The organism is Fictibacillus nanhaiensis (assembly GCF_023715445.1).
Lineage (GTDB): Bacteria > Bacillota > Bacilli > Bacillales > Fictibacillaceae > Fictibacillus > Fictibacillus nanhaiensis_D.
The window spans coordinates 529,154-550,948 of record NZ_JAMBOD010000001.1 but is presented as its reverse complement, the minus strand read 5'-3'; the positions used below and the strand labels follow the sequence as shown (position 1 = coordinate 550,948).

Annotated in this window: 26 protein-coding genes; 18 read left to right on the top strand and 8 right to left on the bottom strand. The window is 40.1% G+C overall.

Annotation, left to right across the window (positions count from 1 at the left end; genetic code table 11):
* The first annotated feature begins 58 nt into the window (after positions 1–58).
* Positions 59–496 (top strand): BrxA/BrxB family bacilliredoxin, encoded by a 438-nt coding sequence (locus M3196_RS02890; protein WP_251320757.1) that lies wholly within the window; start codon positions 59–61, stop codon positions 494–496.
* 185 nt (positions 497–681) lie between these two features.
* On the opposite strand, the gene M3196_RS02885 is transcribed toward M3196_RS02890, so the two are convergent.
* Complete coding sequence (locus tag M3196_RS02885; protein ID WP_251320756.1) at positions 682–1,113, bottom strand: NUDIX domain-containing protein; 432 nt, start codon at positions 1,111–1,113, stop codon at positions 682–684.
* A gap of 127 nt (positions 1,114–1,240) precedes the next feature.
* Between M3196_RS02885 and M3196_RS02880 the strand changes: the two genes are divergently transcribed.
* From M3196_RS02880 to M3196_RS02860, 5 genes are all read left to right on the top strand, one after another.
* Positions 1,241–2,026 carry a transporter substrate-binding domain-containing protein gene (locus M3196_RS02880; RefSeq protein ID WP_251320755.1) on the top strand — a complete coding sequence of 262 codons (786 nt, stop codon included), beginning with the start codon at positions 1,241–1,243 and terminating at the stop codon, positions 2,024–2,026.
* Between the two features lie 21 nt (positions 2,027–2,047).
* A complete protein-coding gene (locus tag M3196_RS02875; RefSeq protein ID WP_251320754.1) occupies positions 2,048–2,707 on the top strand; it encodes an amino acid ABC transporter permease in 660 nt (219 codons plus the stop codon).
* Positions 2,700–3,413, top strand: coding sequence for an amino acid ABC transporter ATP-binding protein (locus tag M3196_RS02870; RefSeq protein WP_251320753.1), 714 nt, complete (start codon positions 2,700–2,702; stop codon positions 3,411–3,413). Before M3196_RS02875 ends, M3196_RS02870 begins: the two co-directional genes overlap by 8 nt.
* A 110-nt stretch (positions 3,414–3,523) precedes the next feature.
* A complete protein-coding gene (locus tag M3196_RS02865; protein WP_251320752.1) occupies positions 3,524–4,498 on the top strand; it encodes an aromatic acid exporter family protein in 975 nt (324 codons plus the stop codon).
* 41 nt (positions 4,499–4,539) lie between these two features.
* On the top strand, positions 4,540–5,034 hold the full coding sequence (locus M3196_RS02860) for a L,D-transpeptidase (RefSeq protein ID WP_425310983.1): 495 nt from the start codon (positions 4,540–4,542) through the stop codon (positions 5,032–5,034).
* 51 nt (positions 5,035–5,085) lie between these two features.
* On the opposite strand, the gene prli42 is transcribed toward M3196_RS02860, so the two are convergent.
* Positions 5,086–5,178, bottom strand: coding sequence for a stressosome-associated protein Prli42 (gene prli42 / locus M3196_RS02855; protein WP_251320750.1), 93 nt, complete (start codon positions 5,176–5,178; stop codon positions 5,086–5,088).
* A gap of 187 nt (positions 5,179–5,365) precedes the next feature.
* Between prli42 and M3196_RS02850 the strand changes: the two genes are divergently transcribed.
* The 7 genes from M3196_RS02850 (at position 5,366) to M3196_RS02820 (ending at position 13,199) form a co-directional block, all read left to right on the top strand.
* Positions 5,366–7,006 carry an acyl-CoA mutase large subunit family protein gene (locus M3196_RS02850; RefSeq protein WP_251320749.1) on the top strand — a complete coding sequence of 547 codons (1,641 nt, stop codon included), beginning with the start codon at positions 5,366–5,368 and terminating at the stop codon, positions 7,004–7,006.
* A gap of 22 nt (positions 7,007–7,028) precedes the next feature.
* Positions 7,029–7,874 (top strand): methylmalonyl-CoA epimerase, encoded by an 846-nt coding sequence (mce, locus tag M3196_RS02845; protein WP_251320748.1) that lies wholly within the window; start codon positions 7,029–7,031, stop codon positions 7,872–7,874.
* Positions 7,875–7,876: 2 nt separating this feature from the next.
* Positions 7,877–9,424, top strand: coding sequence for an acyl-CoA carboxylase subunit beta (locus M3196_RS02840; protein ID WP_251320747.1), 1,548 nt, complete (start codon positions 7,877–7,879; stop codon positions 9,422–9,424).
* A gap of 18 nt (positions 9,425–9,442) precedes the next feature.
* The gene (locus tag M3196_RS02835; protein ID WP_251320746.1) at positions 9,443–10,576 is read left to right on the top strand and encodes a M20/M25/M40 family metallo-hydrolase; all 1,134 of its coding nucleotides are present in this window, start codon (positions 9,443–9,445) and stop codon (positions 10,574–10,576) included.
* A gap of 193 nt (positions 10,577–10,769) precedes the next feature.
* Positions 10,770–11,267, top strand: coding sequence for a MarR family transcriptional regulator (locus M3196_RS02830; RefSeq protein WP_251320745.1), 498 nt, complete (start codon positions 10,770–10,772; stop codon positions 11,265–11,267).
* A gap of 82 nt (positions 11,268–11,349) precedes the next feature.
* Positions 11,350–12,528: a DNA polymerase IV gene (locus tag M3196_RS02825; protein ID WP_251320744.1), complete on the top strand. Its 1,179-nt coding sequence runs from the start codon at positions 11,350–11,352 to the stop codon at positions 12,526–12,528.
* A 17-nt stretch (positions 12,529–12,545) separates the two neighbouring features.
* Complete coding sequence (locus tag M3196_RS02820; protein WP_251320743.1) at positions 12,546–13,199, top strand: phosphatase PAP2 family protein; 654 nt, start codon at positions 12,546–12,548, stop codon at positions 13,197–13,199.
* Positions 13,200–13,354: 155 nt separating this feature from the next.
* Here the strand turns inward: M3196_RS02820 and namA are convergent, their stop codons facing one another.
* The 3 genes from namA to M3196_RS02805 form a co-directional block, all read right to left on the bottom strand.
* Positions 13,355–14,380 carry an NADPH dehydrogenase NamA gene (gene namA / locus M3196_RS02815; RefSeq protein WP_276531222.1) on the bottom strand — a complete coding sequence of 342 codons (1,026 nt, stop codon included), beginning with the start codon at positions 14,378–14,380 and terminating at the stop codon, positions 13,355–13,357.
* Positions 14,381–14,434: 54 nt separating this feature from the next.
* Positions 14,435–15,199, bottom strand: a complete 765-nt coding sequence (locus tag M3196_RS02810; protein WP_251320742.1) for a glycerophosphodiester phosphodiesterase — start codon at positions 15,197–15,199, stop codon at positions 14,435–14,437.
* A gap of 110 nt (positions 15,200–15,309) precedes the next feature.
* Positions 15,310–15,489 carry a hypothetical protein gene (locus M3196_RS02805; protein ID WP_251320741.1) on the bottom strand — a complete coding sequence of 60 codons (180 nt, stop codon included), beginning with the start codon at positions 15,487–15,489 and terminating at the stop codon, positions 15,310–15,312.
* A 137-nt stretch (positions 15,490–15,626) separates the two neighbouring features.
* On the opposite strand from M3196_RS02805, the gene M3196_RS02800 reads away from it, so the two are divergent.
* Complete coding sequence (locus M3196_RS02800) at positions 15,627–15,965, top strand: DUF3889 domain-containing protein (protein WP_251320740.1); 339 nt, start codon at positions 15,627–15,629, stop codon at positions 15,963–15,965.
* 2 nt (positions 15,966–15,967) lie between these two features.
* On the opposite strand, the gene proC is transcribed toward M3196_RS02800, so the two are convergent.
* The gene (proC, locus tag M3196_RS02795; RefSeq protein ID WP_425310970.1) at positions 15,968–16,786 is read right to left on the bottom strand and encodes a pyrroline-5-carboxylate reductase; all 819 of its coding nucleotides are present in this window, start codon (positions 16,784–16,786) and stop codon (positions 15,968–15,970) included.
* A gap of 345 nt (positions 16,787–17,131) precedes the next feature.
* Between proC and M3196_RS02790 the strand changes: the two genes are divergently transcribed.
* Positions 17,132–18,109 carry an MBL fold metallo-hydrolase gene (locus M3196_RS02790; RefSeq protein WP_251320738.1) on the top strand — a complete coding sequence of 326 codons (978 nt, stop codon included), beginning with the start codon at positions 17,132–17,134 and terminating at the stop codon, positions 18,107–18,109.
* Entirely contained in the window at positions 18,106–18,897 is a 792-nt protein-coding gene (locus M3196_RS02785; RefSeq protein ID WP_251320737.1) for an SDR family NAD(P)-dependent oxidoreductase, read from the top strand. The genes M3196_RS02790 and M3196_RS02785 overlap by 4 nt, the downstream gene beginning before the upstream one ends.
* A 73-nt stretch (positions 18,898–18,970) precedes the next feature.
* Here M3196_RS02785 and M3196_RS02780 read toward each other — a convergent pair whose 3' ends face one another.
* Positions 18,971–19,171, bottom strand: coding sequence for a YqzH family protein (locus tag M3196_RS02780; RefSeq protein ID WP_251320736.1), 201 nt, complete (start codon positions 19,169–19,171; stop codon positions 18,971–18,973).
* Between the two features lie 167 nt (positions 19,172–19,338).
* Between M3196_RS02780 and M3196_RS02775 the strand changes: the two genes are divergently transcribed.
* Both M3196_RS02775 and M3196_RS02770 read left to right on the top strand, forming a co-directional pair.
* Entirely contained in the window at positions 19,339–20,592 is a 1,254-nt protein-coding gene (locus tag M3196_RS02775) for a DNA polymerase thumb domain-containing protein (RefSeq protein ID WP_251320735.1), read from the top strand.
* A 12-nt stretch (positions 20,593–20,604) separates the two neighbouring features.
* Positions 20,605–20,934: a YolD-like family protein gene (locus M3196_RS02770; protein ID WP_251320734.1), complete on the top strand. Its 330-nt coding sequence runs from the start codon at positions 20,605–20,607 to the stop codon at positions 20,932–20,934.
* A 45-nt stretch (positions 20,935–20,979) separates the two neighbouring features.
* Here M3196_RS02770 and M3196_RS02765 read toward each other — a convergent pair whose 3' ends face one another.
* Positions 20,980–21,711: a ZIP family metal transporter gene (locus M3196_RS02765; RefSeq protein WP_251320733.1), complete on the bottom strand. Its 732-nt coding sequence runs from the start codon at positions 21,709–21,711 to the stop codon at positions 20,980–20,982.
* Between the last annotated feature and the right edge of the window lie 84 nt (positions 21,712–21,795).

The following is a 21,795-nucleotide window of genomic DNA, read 5'->3' as shown; positions in this document are numbered from 1 at the left end:
ATTTTTCTTTTTTATATTCCTTTTATTGAGTACAATAAGAAAGAAAGGAGCTGATGTAATGAATTTTCAATTTAATTTATTTAATGATGCAGTAGAAACGGCTCGTAAAGAAATGGCTGAAGCTGGCTATACACAGCTTTTTAAGCCGGAAGACGTAGAAGAAGCATTTAGTAAAGAAGGTACAACACTTGTTATGATTAACTCCGTTTGCGGATGTGCAGGAGGAATCGCCCGTCCAGCGGCTTCATATTCTGTAAAACAAGATTTGCGGCCTGATCATCTCGTTACAGTTTTTGCTGGGCAGGATAAAGAAGCAACAGAAATAGCGCGATCTTATTTTACAGGTTATCCGCCGTCCTCTCCTTCTTTTGCTTTATTAAAAGATGGTGAAATCAAAATGATGGTTGAACGTCATGAAATCGAAGGACACGAACCGATGGAAGTTGTAAATAAATTAAGAAGTGCTTTTGAAGAGTATTGTAAAAAAGAAGCATAAAAAGATATACAGCTGCCTGAATCTGGTTTTTCATCCAGACTGAAGGCGGTTTTTTTTGTTTCAAAAAGATTTACAGGTCTTCAAAAATATTTATAAGTCCTCAAAATTTTTTATAAGTCTTCAAAAATATTTATAAGTCCTCAATAAAATTTATAAGTCTTTACTTTTTTCGTGCTAATTTCCTATTACTTTTCACGAGTCATGGCTGTTTTTACAGCCCAGAAGTATGATTCATGAAAAAGGATTCGTTTCGCTTCATCAAGATTCATCCATACAAGTTCATGATCAACCTCTACTGGAGGTTTTACATATTCTCCAAAACAACATGCATAAAAATACCCATTATTCATTATGTACTCATTTTGTCTTGACTGAAAATATTGTTTTGCATTTCCAATATAACGTTCAATATTTATTCGAAAACCTGTTTCTTCAACGCATTCCCTCATAAGACACAACTTTTGTTCTTCAGTTTCCTTCATTCCTCCACCTGGCAGAAAGCCTCTTCCGTTCTGTACCATAATGGCAACTTTTTCTTTCTCACCATCCCAAATGACGGCATAAACGGCGTCTCTTTTACGATAGGCGGCCCCAGGTATTACCTCACCAAACTCCATAAACCCACATCCTTCTATGAATAAAAATACATTCAGAATTATTAAAATACTTAATTTTGCATATTTATGTGTTAATATTCATTTTAACGAATAAATATAACTACTTTTAGATAGGGGATACGCAAAAATGAAACGCAATTTCTTAAGCATTTATTTTATCATAATCATCGCCATTTTAGCTGGGTGCGGTGCAGTGGAAGAAAAAAGTACTTCTGAAACAGGAAGTGAATCGTCAGGGGAAAAATTAATCATGGCTACATCCGCAGATTATCCGCCATATGAATTTGTTGATACGGCTAAAGGCGGGGATATCGTTGGTTTTGATATTGATGTAGCTGATCATATTGCAAAAGAATTAGGATATGAAATCGAGATCAAAGATATGGATTTTAATGGTCTTATTCCAGCACTGGACAGCGGAAAGGCTGACTTTGTGATCGCAGGAATGACACCTAACGAAGAGCGTAAAAAAACAGTAGATTTTTCAGATGAATATTATGCAGCTCAACAGTTAATCGTTACAAAAGATAAAGCAATCAAGTCGGCAGATGACCTCGAAGGAAAAACATTAGGGGTTCAACTGGCTTCTATTCAGGAAAAGGAAGCGGATAAGCTGTTAAAAGAACATTCGTTCAAGGTTGTTCAACGCAATAAAGTAACTGAGTTGGTTCAAGAAATGAAATCAAACCGTGTCGATGCAGCCATTATTGAGGATGCAGTAGCTTATGAGTTTCTAAAGAAAAATAAAGAACTTTCATCATTCGCTTTGCCGAACACAGACGCTGCGGGATCTGCCATTGCATTTCCCAAAGACAGCGAACTTACAAGTGAATTCAACAAAGAGTTAAATAAAATGAAAGAAGACGGCACGTTGGACAAGCTTGTAGAAAAATGGTTCGGAGTGAATAAATAGAAGAGAAAGAGAGTGATAGGCATGAACTTGGATTTTGCCCAGCTTGTGCCTTCTATTCCTTATATAACGTATGGAATATGGGTAACGTTGCAGTTTGTGGCTGTATCTTTAGTACTTGGTTTTTTATGGGGAACAGTACTTTCCCTTTTTAAGATAGGCAAGATAGCAATTTTACGGTGGTTTGCTGATGCATATACCTCCGTATTTAGAGGAACACCACTAATTTTACAGATGCTTATCATCTATTATGCAGTTCCGCAGCTAACAGGGATGGATATCGGGGCTTTTGCGGCAGGTGTACTCACATTTGCGCTTAATTCCGCAGCATATATTTCGGAAATCATACGTGCTGGGATCAATGCTGTTGATAAAGGACAAAAAGAAGCAGCTCTTGCATTAGGCATACCATATCAGACTATGATGCTGAAGATTATCCTGCCTCAAGCGATGAAAAATATTTTGCCGGCACTTATGAATGAATTCATTACACTCACAAAAGAATCAGCTATCGTTTCTGTTATTGGTGCGCTTGATATTATGAGACGTGCTCAAATTGTTGGAGCAAGCAACTATCGATTCTTTGAACCACTTCTACTTGCAGGTTTGATCTATTATCTGCTTGTTATGCTCTTGACATTAGCAGGGCGTATGATGGAGAGGAGGCTCGCGAAAAGTGATTGATGTTACTGGATTAAAAAAAAGCTTTGGAAGCAACGAAGTATTAAAAGGCATCACAACAAAAATCAACAAAGGTGAAGTCATCGCTGTAATCGGGCCATCAGGGTCTGGAAAATCAACGTTCCTCCGCTGTTTAAATCTGCTTGAAACTCATAATGGGGGTTCAATCAAATTAGATGGCAAAGAGACCGGACAGCTAGAAAACCACCTGCGCAAAAAGGTCGGAATGGTATTTCAGCACTTTAATCTATTTCCTCATTTAACGGTTTTAGAAAACATTACATTTGCTCCGCAGCAAGTACTGAAAATAAAGAAAAAAGAAGCTGAAAAAGAGGCTCTTGAATTACTAAATGCAGTAGGACTTGCAGACAAGGCGGATGCCTATCCATCAAGACTCTCCGGCGGACAAAAACAGCGTGTAGCCATTGCAAGGGCACTTGCTATGAAACCGGAAATTATGCTGTTTGACGAACCGACTTCAGCACTTGATCCAGAGATGGTAAAAGAAGTGCTTCAAGTTATGAAGAACCTGGTTAAGACAGGAATGACTATGGTTATCGTTACGCATGAGATGGGTTTTGCAAAAGAAGTAGCAGACCGTATACTTTTTATGGATGATGGAAGATTGGTAGAAGATGAAAAGCCAGCTGTGTTTTTTGAGAATCCGAAAACAGAGAGAGCACAAGTTTTCTTAGAAAAAGTGCTATAATGAACAACAAGGACTTCATGCGAGGTCCTTTTTTTGGTTCTTAAAGGGTAATTAAAGTTATTGAATATGGGAAAAGATGAAGAAAGTACTCAGAAAGAAGGCGTCAAGTCATGAAATTTACGATTGGATATCGGACGTTGAAAACAGCCATTGGTGCTGGTCTTGCTATTGCGATTGCGGAATGGCTAAAGCTCGACTTTTATACATCAGCCGGTATATTAACTATTCTATGTATTAAGGTTACGAAAAAACGCTCAGTCATTAGTTCATGGGAGCGGTTTGCCGCATGCCTCCTCGGTATTGTTTTTGCTGCTGTATTTTTCACGCTGATCGGACATCAATTTTATGCACTAACATTATTACTGCTCTTATTTATTCCGACATTGGTCGCATTTAATCTTAAAGAAGGAATTATCACATCCTCTGTTATCATTCTGCATTTTTATATGCTTCAAAAACTTTCATGGTCGATTGTTTTGAATGAAGTAAGTATAATTGTGATCGGAATCGGCATGGGTCTAATCATGAATTTGTATATGCCTTCAATGGAGAAGACATTGTTAAACATGCAAAAAGAAATGGAGAACAAATATAAAAAAATATTTTATGAGTTCCATCTTTACCTTGCGCATAACCGTCATGAATGGGATGGAAGGGAAATAACGGAATGTGCTGAATTAATCGCGAAAGCCAAAAGTCTTGCGTTTCGAGATGTTGAAAATCATTTCTTGCGTTATGAAAATCAGTATTATCATTATTTTAAAATGAGAGAAAAACAGTTTGAGATCATTCAGCGGATGCTTCCGATCATTTCATCTATTGATAAATCATATATTCAAGGAGAAAAATTAGGCGAATTTTTCGGGCGTTTAGGAGCAGCAGTGCACCCGGGAAATACGGCAGCACTATTTTTAGATGAACTTCAAAAAATGAGACAGGAATTCCGGGAAATGCACCTGCCGAAAGACAGACAGGAATTTGAGACACGATCTAAATTGTATCAGCTTCTTCAAGATATTGAGGATTATCTGCTTATAAAAAAGAAATTTAAAAAACATGACGATTCAGCTTATGAGTCACCCTGAAATATCAAATACTAAGAAAAAAGAACAGGGTGAATGCCATGATAAACATCAAAGTTGTTTTTCTTCTGCTTTTATCACCTATGTGGCCGTTAGGAAATGCCGAAGAGCTTGGAGATCCATACATTATCGTTAACAAAGCAAATAACAAATTGGCATATATTGAAGAAGGAAAAATTTCAGAAGTCTATAAAGTAGCCACTGGCAAATCGAATGATTTAACCCCTGAAGGAGAATTCACAATAACTGTAAAAGCAGTGGATCCTTATTATCGAAAAAAGGACATCCCAGGTGGAGATAAATCAAACCCGCTCGGGACACGCTGGATTGGATTTGATGCTAATAACACAGATGGACGTACATTTGGAATTCATGGAAACAACAATCCTTCAGCTATCGGAAGATTTGTGACAGCAGGCTGTATCAGAATGTATGAAAAAGATGTTCAGAAGTTATATAACAAGATTAGGATAGGAACTAAGATAAAAGTAGTTAGAACACAAAAAAGTTTTCAGGAATATGCAGCAGAAGGTGAATAATGAAAAACCCCAGTCGACCGGAAGACTGGGGTTTTCGTTTAAATTCTTTAATTATAAAAATAATGCAACTCCAGTTAACAGACTGCTTAATACAAGAGAAATAATCATAATATATACAATCGTTTTCATCATTTTTTGAGACACAGCAAATTCCCCTCCTATAGCTTTTCCTCTTTAATTGTAACGTGTTTATTCGGCATAAACAAGAATTCCATTAAGCAGCGCCTTGCAATTTTCGTCGAAAATTTGTGGATACAAGCAGGAAAAAGCGCTTTCAAAACGAAAGATGTTATGTTGAGAATATTTTTCTTTGTTAAACAGGAGGCCTCTAATGGATAAACAACAGCGATTAAAGAACTGGGAAGAAAAAACAGAGCAGTCAATGAATAGATTTCCTGAACGAAAAGAACGGTTTCATACATCTTCGGATATTGAAATTCAGCGCCTTTATGGTGCCGAGCAAGAAAACTACCCTTTTGAATCTTTAGGACTTCCGGGAGAATATCCATACACAAGGGGTTCTCAGCCTACGATGTATAGAGCCAGGTTCTGGACGATGAGACAATATGCAGGCTTTGGTTCTGCAGAAGAGACGAATAAACGTTTTCGCTATTTATTAGAGCAAGGTCAAACCGGTCTCTCTGTTGCTTTTGATCTTCCGACACAGATCGGATATGACTCGGATCATCCTATGGCCCGGGGGGAAGTTGGGAAAGTTGGAGTCGCTATAGATTCATTAGAAGACATGGAAGCTCTTTTAAAGGATATCCCGCTCGATAAAGTCAGTACATCAATGACAATCAATGCACCTGCTTCCGTACTTCTGGCCATGTATATTGCAGTTGCTGAAAAGCAGGGAATAGGAGCAGAAAAGCTTTCTGGTACGATTCAAAATGATATTTTGAAAGAATACATCGCCCGCGGCACATATATCTTTCCGCCAAAGCCATCCATGCGCTTAATTACTGACATTTTTGCCTATTGTCAGTCACATGTACCAAAATGGAACACCATTAGTATATCTGGCTATCATATTAGAGAAGCAGGAGCCAATGCGGCTCAGGAACTGGCTTTTACAATCGCTAATGGACTGGCATATGTGGATGCAGCAATTGAAGCAGGTTTGAACATCGATGATTTTGCACCCCGATTAGCATTCTTCTTTAATGCTCATAACCAATTCTTTGAAGAGGTTGCTAAGTTCAGAGCAGCAAGAAGAATGTGGGCTAAATTAATGAAAGAACATTATGGTGCCGTCAATCCAAAATCCTGGCAGCTTCGTTTTCATACACAAACAGGCGGATCAACGCTTACTGCACAGCAGCCGGATAATAATATTGTCAGAGTTACAACACAGGCATTGTCTGCGGTTCTGGGAGGAACACAAAGCCTCCATACGAACTCAAGAGATGAAGCACTTGCGCTTCCAACAGAAGATTCTGCAAGAATAGCTCTACGTACCCAGCAGATTCTGGCTCACGAAACAGGTGTAGCGGATACGGTAGACCCTCTTGCAGGTTCTTATTACGTAGAAAACCTTACGGATGAGCTTGAGAGAAAAGCGAACGAATACATTGAGAAAATAAAGCAGATGGGCGGAGCAGTTTCGGCTGTTGAACAAGGATATATGCAGCGTGAAATTCACCATACTTCTTATGAAACCCAAAAGAGAATCGAAAGCGGTCAGGAAATTATCGTTGGTATGAACAAATTTACAATGGATAATGAACCGCAGCCTGAACTTTTAAGAGTTGATCCAGAGCTGGGAGAAAAACAGAAAGAGAAACTGAAATTGTTAAAGTCTGATAGAGATCAAAACCGAGTGAGCGCTCAGTTAGAAATGCTTAGATCGGCAGCCAAAGGACCGGGAAATTTAATGCCTGTCATTTTAGAATGTGTGAAATCCTATTGTACAGTGGGAGAAATATGTGGTGTGCTTCGTGAAGAATTTGGAGAATACACCGGCGTCTAAGAAATAGGAGGAGTGGAGAGAGATGAAAAAAACAATTCGTGTTTTAATTGCTAAGCCAGGACTTGATGGTCATGACCGGGGAGCACTCGTAATTTCTCAAGCTTTAAGAGATTATGGCATGGAGGTCATCTATACAGGATTAAGGCAGACACCCGAACAGATTGCAGCTGCTGCTGTTCAGGAAGATGTAGATGCGATTGGCTTATCCTGTCTTTCAGGTGCTCATAATGAGCTTTTCCCAGAAGTCATGCGGCTGCTTCTGGAAAGAGGCGCAGAAGATATTATTGTCGTTGGGGGTGGAGTGATTCCATGGGAAGACATCCCTTTCTTAGAGTCAAAGGGAATAAAAAAAGTATTCACACCGGGAACGCCGACGATCGAAACGGCTAAATTTATTGAGAAAGCAGTTTATGAACGCGATGGGATCTCTTCAGCAACATCGAAAGCAACTCCACCCGAAAGAATCGATCATATCGGTATCGCTGTATCATCACTTGATGAATCATTGCCATTTTACGTGAACCAGCTGGGATTGACTCTTGAAGCAATCGAGGAAGTTCCTTCGCAAAAAGTAAAAGTTGCTTTTCTAAAAATTGGGGATACAAGGCTCGAGTTGCTAGAAGCTATGTCAGTAGACAGTCCGATCGCTCAATTCATTGAGAAGCGGGGTCATGGCGTCCACCATGTTGCTTTAGGCGTTACAAATATTCAAGAACGGATCAACGAATTAAAAGCCGGCGGCATTAAAATGATTCAAGAAACACCTGTGATCGGTGCAGGCGGTGCTCAAGTTGCATTTATGCATCCTTCATCTACCCATAAAGTGCTGTTTGAACTTTGTGAGAAGAGTAAAAAGGAGGAAGCTTAAAAATGGACATCTATGAAAAAATTAACGAACTCTACGAAAAAAAGACAGAGATTGAATTAGGCGGCGGAGATGACCGCATTGATAAGCAGCATGATCGTGGAAAGCTGACTGCACGAGAACGTATTGATCTATTATTGGATGAAGGAACGTTTGTTGAACTGAATCCTTTTATGGAACACCGCACTCATGACTTCGGGCTTTCTGGGATGAAAGCACCTGGAGAAGGAGTTGTGACAGGCTATGGAAAAATTCATGGCCGTCCTGTTTACTTATTTGCACAGGATTTCACAGTGTTTGGCGGTGCGCTAGGTGAGATGCACGCCAAAAAAATTGCTGCCGTCATGGATCTTGCAGCTAAGAACGGCACTCCTTTTATCGGTCTGAATGATTCAGGAGGAGCACGTATCCAGGAAGGTGTTATGTCACTCGATGGGTACGGACACATCTTTTACAGAAACAGCATCTATTCAGGTGTAATTCCACAAATTTCAGTTATTATGGGGCCTTGTGCCGGAGGGGCAGTCTATTCCCCTGCTATTACCGATTTTGTTTTTATGGTGGAAAAGACGAGTCAGATGTTTATCACAGGACCAAAAGTAATTGAGACCGTGACAGGTGAGAAAATTTCATCTGAAGATTTAGGCGGTGCAGAAGTACACGGATCTAAAAGCGGTAATGCCCATTTTACTGCACCTTCTGAAGCTGAAGTGCTAGAAGATGTTAGAAGATTAATTTCATATCTTCCGCAGAATAATAAAGAGAAAACACCTGTTTTACCTTGGGGTGATGAACAGGATGACCGTCCGGAATTAACGGAGATCATTCCGTTTGATTCAACGAGACCGTATGATGTTCGAACGGTAATTAACGAAGTAGTCGATAAAGGCTCATTTATGGAAGTACACGCCCAATTTGCAAGAAATATTGTTGTAGGTTTTGCAAGAATCAAGGGTGAAGTGATAGGATTAGTATGTAATCAGCCAAAAGTCATGGCTGGAGGACTTGATATTGATTCATCTGATAAAGCATCCCGTTTTATACGGCTATGTGATTCATTTAACATTCCTATTATCACATTTGAAGATGTAACTGGATTTTTCCCTGGCGTTAAACAAGAACACGGTGGGATTATCCGGCACGGAGCTAAAATTTTATATGCGTACTCGGAAGCTACCGTGCCTAAAATCACGATTATTCTTCGTAAAGCCTATGGCGGAGCATATGTTGCACTTAATAGTAAATCAATCGGTGCAGACCTCGTTTTCGCGTGGCCAAACGCGGAAATTGCAGTAATGGGGCCTCAAGGAGCTGCTAATATTATCTTCGCAAGAGAAATTGAGAACAGTGAAGACCCTGAAAAAACGAGAGCTGCTAAGATAGAAGAGTACCGTACGAAATTTGCTAATCCTTACATTGCAGCTGCAAATGGAATGGTTGATGATGTGATTGATCCGAGAGAAACAAGAATCAAGTGTATTCAGGCGTTGGACATGCTGCGCAACAAGAGTGAACACCGACCATACAAAAAGCATGGAAATATACCACTATAAGAAACGAGGGAATACATAATGGTAAACGCGGACCGTTTATTAAACGAGTTTTTGGAGCTCGTTCAAATTGATTCTGAAACAAGATACGAAAAAGAAATTTCTATTGTACTCAAGAAAAAGTTTGAAGAGCTTGGGTTAGAAGTTTATGAAGATGATGCAGAATCTAAGACAGAGCACGCAGCTGGAAATCTGATCTGTACGCTAAAAGGAAACAAAGAGGGAGCAGATACGATCTATTTTACTTCCCATATGGATACAGTCACTCCAGGTAATGGAATAAAGCCTTCTATTAAAGATGGCTATGTTGTAACAGATGGTACAACTATACTTGGCGCTGATGATAAAGCAGGTCTTGCTGCCATGTTTGAAGCGATTAAAGTTCTAAAGGAACAAAATATTTCTCATGGCGATATTCAGTTCATCATCACGGTCGGAGAAGAATCAGGATTAGTTGGCGCCAAGGCAATGGATACTTCTAAAATCACAGCAAAATATGGCTTCGCACTAGACAGTGATGGACCTGTCGGCGATATTATTGTAGCAGCTCCAACACAGGCAAAAGTAAGAGCAAAGATCTTTGGTAAGTCTGCGCATGCTGGTGTTGCCCCTGAAAAGGGTGTATCTGCTATTACCATTGCTGCTAAAGCGATTTCCCGAATGCCTCTTGGCAGAATTGATGAAGAGACGACAGCAAATATTGGTCATTTTCATGGCGGAGGACACGGAGAACAAACAAACATCGTTTGCGACACGGTGTTCGTTTTGGCAGAAGCACGTTCTTTAATTCATGAAAAAATGGAAGCACAAACTCAGAAGATGAAAGAAGCTTATGAATCTGCGGCTGCTGAAATGGGTGGACGTGCAGATGTGCAAATTGAAGTCATGTATCCCGGATTTAAATTTAGTGACGGAGATCATGTTGTTGAGGTTGCCAAAAAAGCAGCAGAGAAAATCGGCCGCCCTCACAAGCTTCTTCACAGCGGCGGCGGAAGCGATGCAAATATTATCGCTGGCCATGGCATCCCAACGGTTAATCTCGCTGTTGGATATGAAGAGATTCATACTACGAATGAAAGAATGCCAATAGAAGAACTGACTAAAACGGCAGAGATGGTGCTTGCAGTTATTGACGTTGCTTCAGGAAATGAATAGGGATGACGAAACTTGGCGAAAAATCGCCAAGTTTTTGTTTTTATATAGGTCATGCTGCCTGTTTTTGTCATAAAAATTAACAAATTGAGGTTTTAAAGTTGACAGTCTATTTAAGCTTTATGTAAGATATTTTTATCGCATAAAAGAAAATATTGGAAATTATTTAAAATCTTATTTCGGGGGAGGAAATGGGATGAGTCAATTATCGGATACGCATATGATGATTAATTATATGCGTGGAGTGTATAAAGTTTTGGAAGAAGATTGGCAAAAATCAGCCAAAACGATCGGATTAACACAAGCAGAACAGCATATTCTATGGATTGTTTCTCTTGAAGAGGATATTACGATCTCTAAGATTGCATACTACGGATTATGGGATGTTTCAACTGTTATGCAAGTTATCAAAAGGTTAAAAGACAAAGGTCTCGTAAAATTAGAGAAAAAGAACGACGACCGCCGTATCTCTTATGTTTACTTAACTGAAAAAGGGATTGAGAAACATAAGGACTCTAAAAGCTTTAATTGCCAAATATATAATTTCCTTCAAGAGTGGCTTGAAGATGGAAACAAACAAGAATTTTATAAAGATCTTATTCAATTACATAAAGATTTAAACAAGCATTTTCACGGTGAAGAATTTGTGGACTGGGTTGAAGATACGGGTAAGAGGCTTCATGAGGCAAGGTAGATACCTTGTCTTTTTCTTTTGTTTTTAAAGCGCGTCCGCTAACATATACTAATAAACATAGTTTCAGAAAAAAGGAGTTTTCATGTTGTTTCAATCTCCTGTGTCTAAAAGAAGAATCATATTCCACGTTGACATGAACAGCTTCTATGCGTCTGTTGAAATGGCTGAAAATCCTGACCTGCGAGGAAAACCTCTAGCTGTAGCAGGGAATGTGGAAGAGCGGAAAGGCATTATCGTAACGTGCAGTTATGAAGCGAGAGAAAAAGGTGTAAAGACCACAATGCCTTTATGGCAGGCCAGGAAGCTTTGTCCAAATTTAATCGTAGTTCCTCCCGACTTTGAAACCTATAAAATTTATTCTGTCCGCATGTTTCAGCTATTACAGGAATATACAGGATGGGTGGAACCAGTTTCCATTGATGAAGGTTATATGGATGTGACTGAATGTAAAGAACCGCTGAAGATTGCCGCAGAGATCCAAAAGAGGCTGCTCCTTGAGTTGAAACTGCCTTGTTCGATTGGAATTGGACCAAATAAATTTTTGGCAAAGATGGCTTCTGATATGAAAAAACCGATGGGCATCACCGTCTTAAGAAAAAGAGATCTTTCTCAAAAACTATGGCCGTTAAAAGTAGGAGAACTGCATGGGATCGGGAAGAAAACAGAAGAGAAGCTAAATAAATATGGAATTATTACGGTTAAAGATTTAGCAGAGGCGGCTGATTATGAGCTTAAGCAGCGTTTTGGCATCAATGGCTTAAAAATGAAGGAAAGAGCTAATGGGATCGATCCGCGCCCGGTAGACCCCAGCTCTGCAAGTGATTACCGGTCCATCGGTAGTTCTACAACACTCAGTGAGGATATTATAAGTTCAAGTGAAGCAGAGCCCGTTTTTAAAAGACTTGCTGATAAAGTTACCAGCCGTCTGAAAACGAAAGGATATGTGGCTTTGACGATAGCAATCACAATAAGATACAGCGACAGAAAAACGATAACAAGAAGCAAAATGCTTGCGAATGCTACTCAAGAGCCGAAAGAGATTTATCAAAATGCAATAAAACTCTTTAATCAGCACTGGAACAAGGAGCCGGTACGGCTGCTTGGAATTACTGCAACAGAGGTTATGGAAAAGGAGAACGCTACCTATCAGCTTGATTTATTCTCTGTTGAAAAAAATGAAAAAGAAGCACTGCTGCATGATGTTCTCTCTTCAATTGAAAGAAAACATGGTGAAGGAATAATTAAAAGGGGAAAAAATTAACAGGAGCGGGATTTATAATGATCCATAAAAATAATGTGGCAAGGACGGGCATTTTAATTATCGTTTTTATGGTATTCTTTTTTCTGTTTGCTTTTCTGTATAAGAAGCCATTTATTGAAGTTGTGGATGTTTGGTCAATGAAGAATGTGTCTGACTTGCATCAATCAGGATTGAACTCGTTCTTTATATTCATCACCAATTCAGCTTCCCGACCCTATCAATATGGAATTCTCATTTTCTTTTCGATAATTTGGCTTCTGGCCGAAAAAAAATGGAAAGAGCCATTGGTTTTGTGGGTATGTTTGATTGGGGTAAGATACGGAAATCATTGGTTTAAAATATCATTTGAGAGAATCAGACCCGAATTTGAACGGGTAATTGAAATAAACGGCTACAGCTTTCCGAGCGGCCACGCCATGATCTCGATAGCTTTTTTTGGGATGCTGTCTTATTTACTCGTTCAAAATTATAAAATCCTGCATTCGTATAAGGAACTCGTCTATGGCCTTACCGTTTTATTCGTTTTTCTTGTGGGATTCAGCCGTGTATATTTAGGTGTTCATTATCCTACTGATGTATTAGGAGGATATCTTGCGGGAGGGACATGGCTGCTTTTATGTGTGTTGCTTTATGAATTGTTAAAGACCAGATGGACGGATAAAGAATCATAGCCGTTTGCCGGATTTTGTCGACTTGTGGTTATCTTGTGTTTTTTCGTGGGATTATGGTTATTTCCCGTGGGATTATCATCAATCATAAAAAAAGCTGGCATCACATCCTAGAAGTTCGGTGTAGATGCCAGTTTTTTATCTTTTTTATCTCATTATTACCAGCCACGCTCATACTGTTTCGGGCTTTGTATGTCTATTCCTAAATCTTCAGCGGCTGATCGCGGCCAATATGGATCTTTTAAAAACTCCCTGCCAATAAAAATCAGATCCGCTCTTTCATTTTGCAGAATTTCTTCTGCTTGGCGTCCTGTTGTGATTAATCCGACTGCTGCTGTGGCGATATCTGCAGAATTCCTGATCTTGTCTGCGAAAGGCACCTGGTAGCCAGGGTAAACGTTAATTTTTGCCGGTACAACTGCTCCAGAACTGCAGTCGATTAAATCTACTCCGTCTTCTTTCATCCATGAAGCATAAGTTACATAGTCTTCTGGAGTGTTTCCTTCTGGATGGTAATCATTTGCTGAAATTCTTACAAATAACGGTCCATCCCATTCAAGTCTGACGGCAGCAATGATTTCTTGTAGGAACCGGTATCTTTTTTGCTGATTCCCTCCATAGGAGTCTGTTCTTCTATTAGATAGCGGAGATAAGAATTCATTAATCAGATATCCATGTGCTCCATGGATTTCAATAATATCAAAGCCGGCAGATTTTGCTCTTTTAGCAGCAGCTCTAAATTGATTCACTGTTTCTTCAATCTGCTCTAGAGTCATTTCTTCCGGAGTTTTCATTTTATCTGAAAACGCAATGGTGGATGGCGCGATAATCGGTCCGTCAATCATGGCTTTCCGGCCAGCATGCGCAATTTGTATAGCAGCTTTCGAGCCGTTATCCTGAATAGATTTTACGAGAGCTGACAGGCCATCGATATGGCTGTCGTCCCAGATGCCGAGATCTTCCGGACTTATTCTTCCTTGAGGACTTACCGCTGCTGCTTCAGTCATGATTAATCCGGTTTGTCCGACTGCTCTGGACGTATAATGAGTCAGATGCCACGGTGTTACTATTCCATCTTGTTCGTAGCATGAATACATGCACATAGGGGACATAACAATTCGGTTTTTTAAAGTAACTCCCCGAATCGTAAACGGTTCAAATAATAACGGTTGAATAATAAACATCTCCTTTATCTTTTTAACAAAGAAAAGCTAAGTTCAATTTCATTGTAAAACGAATTACCGCCATTTTTGAAGAAATCTGCCTTTAGGCGGAGGACCGTCACCATGCCGAACTTTTCTGGCGACTATTGGATAGTCGGTAATAATGGCTTCGATGCCCCACTCAAAAAAGTAAGCCATCCACTTTTGGCTGTTCACAGTGTAAGGACGTATCGGTATATTATGGCGTTTAAATCCTTCCAAAATGTAGGGATGCAGTGATTTGTAATTTGGATGAGCGGATTGTGAGCATACGGCCTTTACATACTCCCAGGGCTCAAAAAGACCTGAAGAGTAAAGTGGTGCCGTTTCTATGTACGGGTTCATCTTCCGGATTTTAACTAGGCTGTAATGATTAAAAGATGAAATGACCGTCCGTTTCTCCATGCCATATTGATGAAGGAGCTGCAATGTTTTTTCTTCAAGACCGCCATATTCAATTACGTTATTTTTCAACTCAATATTAAGAAGCATCGGAAGAGGAGCAATCCATTCTAAAAACATTTGCAGCGATGGTATAGGTTCGCGGCAAAACTTCTTTGAAAACCAGCTTCCTGCATCGATCTTTGCAAGTTCTTCATATGTATATGAAAAAACATTTCCTTTTGCATTGGTTGTACGGTCCAGTTTTTCATCATGGATAATAACAGGAACGCCATCTTTAGAAAGCTGTACATCCAATTCAATGCCGTCTGCGCCGTCATCATTTGCTTTTCTAAATGCAGCCATCGTGTTCTCAGGACAATCTTTGCTAGAGCCTCTATGGGCAAAAATATATGTCATATAAATGAGCTCCTTCCTGAACCGTTCATACAGTTTTATAGATAGTATAGGTGAAAATAATCGGGAAGGGAAATGAAAGAAACCCCTCCTTACGCAAGGAGGGGCGGAGATTATTTTCGTCGTTTTAGCCGTTTCTTTTTTTCTGAAGGTTTATGTTCTTCTACGTTGGCGCCTTTTTCGGTTAACCAGCGGATAAAAACAAGCTCTTTTTCTGTAAGAGAGCGTTTCGTGAATTTTTCAAACTGAACACGCAATTCAAGGTATCTTTGGGAAATTTCCGTTTGTGTCAAATAAATCCCTCCCTAAATCTAGCTCTTCATTAAATGATAAAAGCCTAGGCCAGGACTTGTCAATTTTTTCTAATCGCCAATTTTTGCAGAAAAAACAAGGTTTTTGGAGCAAAATAAACAAAAGGAGCTGGTTGAAAATGAAAATTTTCCTTAAATTAAGTCCGCTGCTGTTAACAGGTTTTCTTTTAACTACATTTGTCCCACCTGCTGTGGAGGCGGCTTACCCTGACATGCAGGAGCCCGCTTATGCAAAGTGGGGGAGACTGGCTGTTTTTGAAACGGGAAAACGGTACCCAGATTACGATATTGTTGATTATTTATATACGGGTCGAAATTTGGCTCAAAATGAAGATATTGTCGAAAAGTTTAAGCTGTTGCTAAAAAAAGGTTCATCTGAAAAAGGAGTTATTGTCACAATTACGCTGACTCCAAGCGGTGTATTTAAAAATATTTCCTTTCAAGAAACTGATCAATGAACCTATTTTATGTTTCCTAATTCTTCAGAACGTTTTACAGCTTTTTTAATACACGCTAAAAAAGCATCATGGACCTGATATTGATCAAGCTTGCCAATACCAGCCTCGGTAGTTCCGCCAGGGCTTGTTACTTTTCTTCTAAGTTCAACTGGAGATTCTGATGTGTTTTTCAGCATCAGTGAAGCACCCAGTAATGTTTGAGAAATTAATGTTTTTGCTTCTTCTTGTGAAAGGCTTAATTCTTCAGCTGCTTTTTGCATCGCTTCTGCAATGTAATAAATGTAAGCTGGACCGCTGCCAGACAGACCTGTAACAATATGAAGTTTATCTTCTGGAACAAGCGTGACTGTCCCGATCGTCTCAAACAGCTCAACTGCTTTTTGTACATGTGAAGCTGAAGCAAAAGCACCCTTGGAAAGGGCAGTTGCGGAATAACCGATGGAGGCTGATGTATTAGGCATCGCACGAAGTACTGGATTTTCTTTTTTTGTCCATTCTGTAATTTTTTCTGTTGGTATTCCTGCCATAACTGAAATAACGAGCTGTTCTTTTTTTATAAAGGGTTCCAGATTTTTAACGGCTTGGGAGGCATCTTTCGGTTTAACGGCCAAAAAAATGATATCAGCCTCTGATAATGCTTCTTTTATAGTTGCGGCAGGGATTACACCATATTTATTCTGAAGCTCATTAAGCCTCTCAGCGTTGTTGCGGTTTTTAATCGTGATAAGATCTGCTTGCCATTTATTTGTTTTGATTAGTCCTTCCATAATTGCCTCTGCCATTGCACCTGCACCAATAAACGTAATTTTTTCTTTTTTCACGACAGATCCCTCCTCCATTTGAGTATAAAAAAACTCCCAGTCCTAAAATTAAAGGACGGATGGGAGTGATCCGTGGTACCACCTTCATTGGCATAAAGTGCTTGCCCGCTCATATCGTCTGTATCGCAGAACTGCGCTGGATTTCTCCAGACTGCTCCAGGGCAGGTTCAGCATCTCCTTTCCGGTGAAATCTTGCAGCCTGCGGACTTCACTCTCTAATACGGGGGAAGAATGCTTACTGATCCCTTTCCATGCAAATTATATTATCAAAATCTTTTATATTTTAAAAAACATTATGCTATGATTTCTATATGCATGTCAACAAGTATTTATATGGAGGAAATGATGACAAAAGCTGCAACTATAATTCCTATTACACTGCCTACTCCGTTCGATGTAGGCCCAGTCAATTGCTGCCTCCTAAAAGGTGATGCGGTTACTCTTATCGATTCTGGACCGCGGACAGATGAAGCGAGAGAGATTCTTCTTGCTTTATTAAAAGAAAACGGACTCTCTTTTAAAGATTTGGATCAGTATATTTGTACACACTATCATCCTGATCATGCTGGCCTTTCTTATGAGGTTCAGCAAGCAGGTACACAGACGCTGATGCTTAAAGAAGCTGTTCCTTATGTAAGCGGAGACAGTGATTTTATAAAATGGACAGAATCATTTTATACAAATTTGTACAGTTCTTTTGGTGTGCCGGATTCGTTAGGAAAGCTGGAACTGCTGAAACTAAGGAAGTACCGTACGTTTACAACACCCTTTACGCCGGATCTCAAACCATTGTCAGGAGAAAGCGTTCCGGGTCATGAAGGTTTTATCTTTTTAAAAACTCCGGGACATGCGCCTGATCATTTATCTCTTTATCATGAGGAGCATGGTGTTTTTATTGGCGGAGATGTTCTTTTACCGCATATTTCGTCCAATGCTCTTCTAGAGCCGCCGGCAATTCATAAGGCTGAACGTCCAAAAACATTGCTGCAGTACCGCGAGACACTTCAAACTCTTTTAAGCTTAAATTTGAAGACGGTTTACCCGGGGCATGGAAAACCTTTTGCAAATGCACATGAATTAATTCATAAAAGATTTCAGGATCAGAATGATCGGGCTAAGGTTATTGAAAACCTGCTCAGTGGCGAACCATTAACGGTATTTGAATTGTGTGTCCGCCTGTTTCCAAAGTTATATGAAAAACAGCTTGGCTTAGTTGTATCGGAAGTGGCGGGCCATCTTGATCTGCTTCAGGCAGAGGGAAGGATTACAAAAGCCGAAGAAGAAGGACTATATTATTTTAGTCAAACAGGAGTGGTTCGATGAGTGCACTCAAAAATAAAGTGGTTGTGATTACGGGTGCTTCAGGTGGCCTTGGTGCCCACTTGGCGATGGATGCAGCGAAAAAGGGGGCATTTCCTGTTCTGCTCGCAAGAAGGGAAGACCAGCTGAAAATCGTTCAAAAAACGATTTTGAAAGAGACTGGGGTTCATGCTCCTTTCTATATATTGGATGTTTCGAATCCGGACGGTGTGGATCAAGTCTTCAGCCAAGTATTAAGCGATCAGCAAAACATACATATACTAGTTAACAATGCGGGTTACGGGATCTTTGAAGAATTTGCAGAAGCTTCCTGGCAGAACATTGAAGGCATGTTCTCTACAAATGTCTTAGGGTTGATGGCATGTACGCGTGCTGTTTTGCCGCATATGCTCTATAGAGGCAACGGGCACATCATCAATATCGCTTCACAGGCTGGAAAGATTTCAACGCCAAAATCGAGTGTCTATGCCGCAACAAAACACGCTGTTCTCGGATTTTCAAACGGCCTGCGCCTCGAAGTAGCACATAAAGGAGTTCATGTAACAACTGTTAATCCTGGACCGATCGCTACAGATTTCTTTACGCTTGCTGATAAGTCAGGCAATTATGTGAAAAATGTCCAGAAGCTGATGCTCCAGCCTTCTCATGTTTCAGAAAAAATTATTAATGCTATGGAACGTCCTGTACGGGAGCTTAACCTGCCGTGGTGGATGAATGTCGGAAGTACGGTGTATCAGGTTATGCCAAAATTAGTTGAAAAACTCGGCGGAAAATCATTTCGCCAAAAATAATTCACCATAATTATATTATGTAAACTAAAATAATTGTTAAGAGGCAGGTTCTGTTTTTATGAATAGAACCTGTTTATTTATTTGTAAAATAATCATAAACAACGTCCTGTATGATAGCGTAAATGGCCTCTTCCTGGTTTTCTTCTTTTATCTGTTCCAGTATCTTCGTTTCCAGCTGAACCCATTCCTGATCTGTCAGCATACAATCCTCTTCATCCCATAGATAATCCTTTAATGCACCTGAAATCATTTTTCTTAACAGCACACGATTCATTTTTTTCACCTTTCTTTCCTTATAAATCCTAGACTTTTGAACTAAAAACGTCAATCTGCAAAAAATGCTGAAAAAATTACCATTGTTATAAGAACATACATTCGGTTAAAATGGGTATACATATAAAGAACAGATGTTCGTAAAAAATAAGGGGGTTTGTATGACAAATGAACTATGAGGATATGCCGAGGCGCACCATTTTGTGTATGGATATGAAAAGTTTTTATGCCAGCTGTGCTGCTGTCCGTTTAGGGTTAAACCCGCTTACGTGCTACTTAGCAGTGGTCGGAGATACAGAACGGCAGGGAAGTGTCGTTCTTGCTGCCTCACCGCGGCTGAAAGCAGATTTCGGAATCCGGACTGGCAACCGCCTGTTTGAGATTCCGAAGAATAAAAACATTATTGTTGTGAACGCTCAAATGGCGTTTTTTCTTGAGAGATCAATGGAAATCACAAAGCTGCTGCACCGTTATGTCCCGCCTGAATCCATCCACACGTACAGTGTAGATGAAAGCTTTCTTCAAGCAGACGGAACAGAAAAATTATGGGGAAGCGCTCAGGAATTAGCTGAGAAAATCCGCCGGGATATTTGGAGGGAATTCGGATTGCCATGTGCGATCGGAATCGGCCCGAACATGCTGATGTCAAAACTTTGTTTGGATCTGGAAGCGAAGAAAAAAGGCGTAGCCGAATGGAAATATGAAGATGTAGCAACGAAATTATGGCCACTGTCCCCTTTAAGCAAAATGTGGGGAATCGGTTCACGGGTGGAACGGACACTAAACAGGATGGGTATCGTAACAGTCGGTGACCTGGCACATTATCCGCTCGAACTTTTAGAGAAAAAATTCGGCATCATGGGAAACCAGCTTTACTATCATGCATGGGGAATTGACTTGTCCGAAATTGGTGCACCCATCATGCAAGGGCAGATCAGCTATGGAAAAAGCCAGATCTTGCTTAGAGACTATACGGATATTACGGAGATTAAACACGTCATTTTAGAAATGTGTGAAGAGGTGGCAAGGCGTACGAGAAGAGCTGGAAAAGCAGGCCGAACGATAAGCTTTGGCGTAGGGTACAGCAAGGATGAAGGAGGAGGCTTTTACAGGTCTAAAACGATTGATCAGCCGTCTAATATTACGATGGAGCTTTATGAAGTTTGTCTGGAATTGTTTCGAACCTTTTATCAGGGACAGACCGTACGCAAAATCTCAATCGCCTTGTCAAACGTCTGTGAAGATACGGAAACACAGCTGACTCTCTTTTCGTTAGATCATCCGAAAAAAAGGAAAATTGGCTATGTTATGGACGATATCAGGCAAAAATACGGTTCGAACTCTCTCTTACGGGCTGTTTCTTATACAAAAGGAGGAACCGCTCTATACAGAAGCCGTCTTTTAGGCGGCCATAAAGCATAAGGAGGGAGAACGGTGATTCGTGACAGAGGAACAATAAAATGGACGGCGATGATGCTTCCGGAGCACGTAAAAATGCTGAGGGAGCATCAGGGTATTTTGGATTATGGAAGAAAACCAGAGCTTGACGAACAAAAATATGAAGAATTTAATGAAACAATCTGTGTCGCGATGGAGGAGAACCGAAAACTGAAATTCATGTATTTTCAAAATGGAAGGGAAAAAGAGCTTACCGGCCATGTTCATTATGTAGATGAAATAAAAAAAGAATTGCGTGTGGTAGATGAGGCGGACATGATGCATATTCTAAAAGTGACAGATATTGTGGATATCGACTACACATAAAAAGGCTGATACACCTCTTGGGTGTCAGCCTTTTGTCTGCTGCTATCAGCCAAAAATCTGTGTTAAATAGATCATGATTAAAAGTCCGGCAATAAATGATAAGGTTGCTGACCGGGCATGTCCGTCACCGTGACTTTCCGGAATAAGTTCTTTATAAACGATAAACAGCATGGCCCCGGCAGCAAACGAAAGTCCATACGGCACAAGATTTTCTACATAGGAGGTCAGAACATAACCGATCATAGCTGTTACAATCTCCACAGCTCCTGTTAGAGTAGCGATGATAAAGGCTTTTAGCCTGTTCATCTTTTGATGTATTAAAAAGAGTGCGACAAGCAATCCTTCAGGAGCATTCTGCAGGCCGATCGCAAATGCGATCAATCCGCCAAGTCCCGTGTTATCGCTCGCATAGCTGACGCCTACTGAAAGACCTTCAGGCAGATTATGCAGGGTAATGGCAGCGATGACTAAAGCAGCTTTAGCATCAATGCCTTTAAGAATTCTAGTGTGGTCCAAGTCCAGATGGGGAACAAATCTCTCTAAAAGCATGAGTGTCAGAGTACCGAGAGTAATACCAATCGTAAGAACCGTCAAGTTTGATAGTTTAAGAGCTTGAGGAATTAAACTAAAAGTTGATGCTGCGACCATAATCCCGGCTGTAAGAGCAAGCAATATGTCGCGGAACCGGTGTGTTACCTGAGACCAAAAGAGAACAGGCAGAGCACCAAAACCGGTAGCTAATGCAGATAAAACACTTCCAAATAAAGCAGCTTCCATTCAGTTACCCACCTTAGTCAAATATCCATTTTTGATGAAAATAGTTATATGGCTCTTTTAGTATACCTTCTTTTCGTTTTTAAT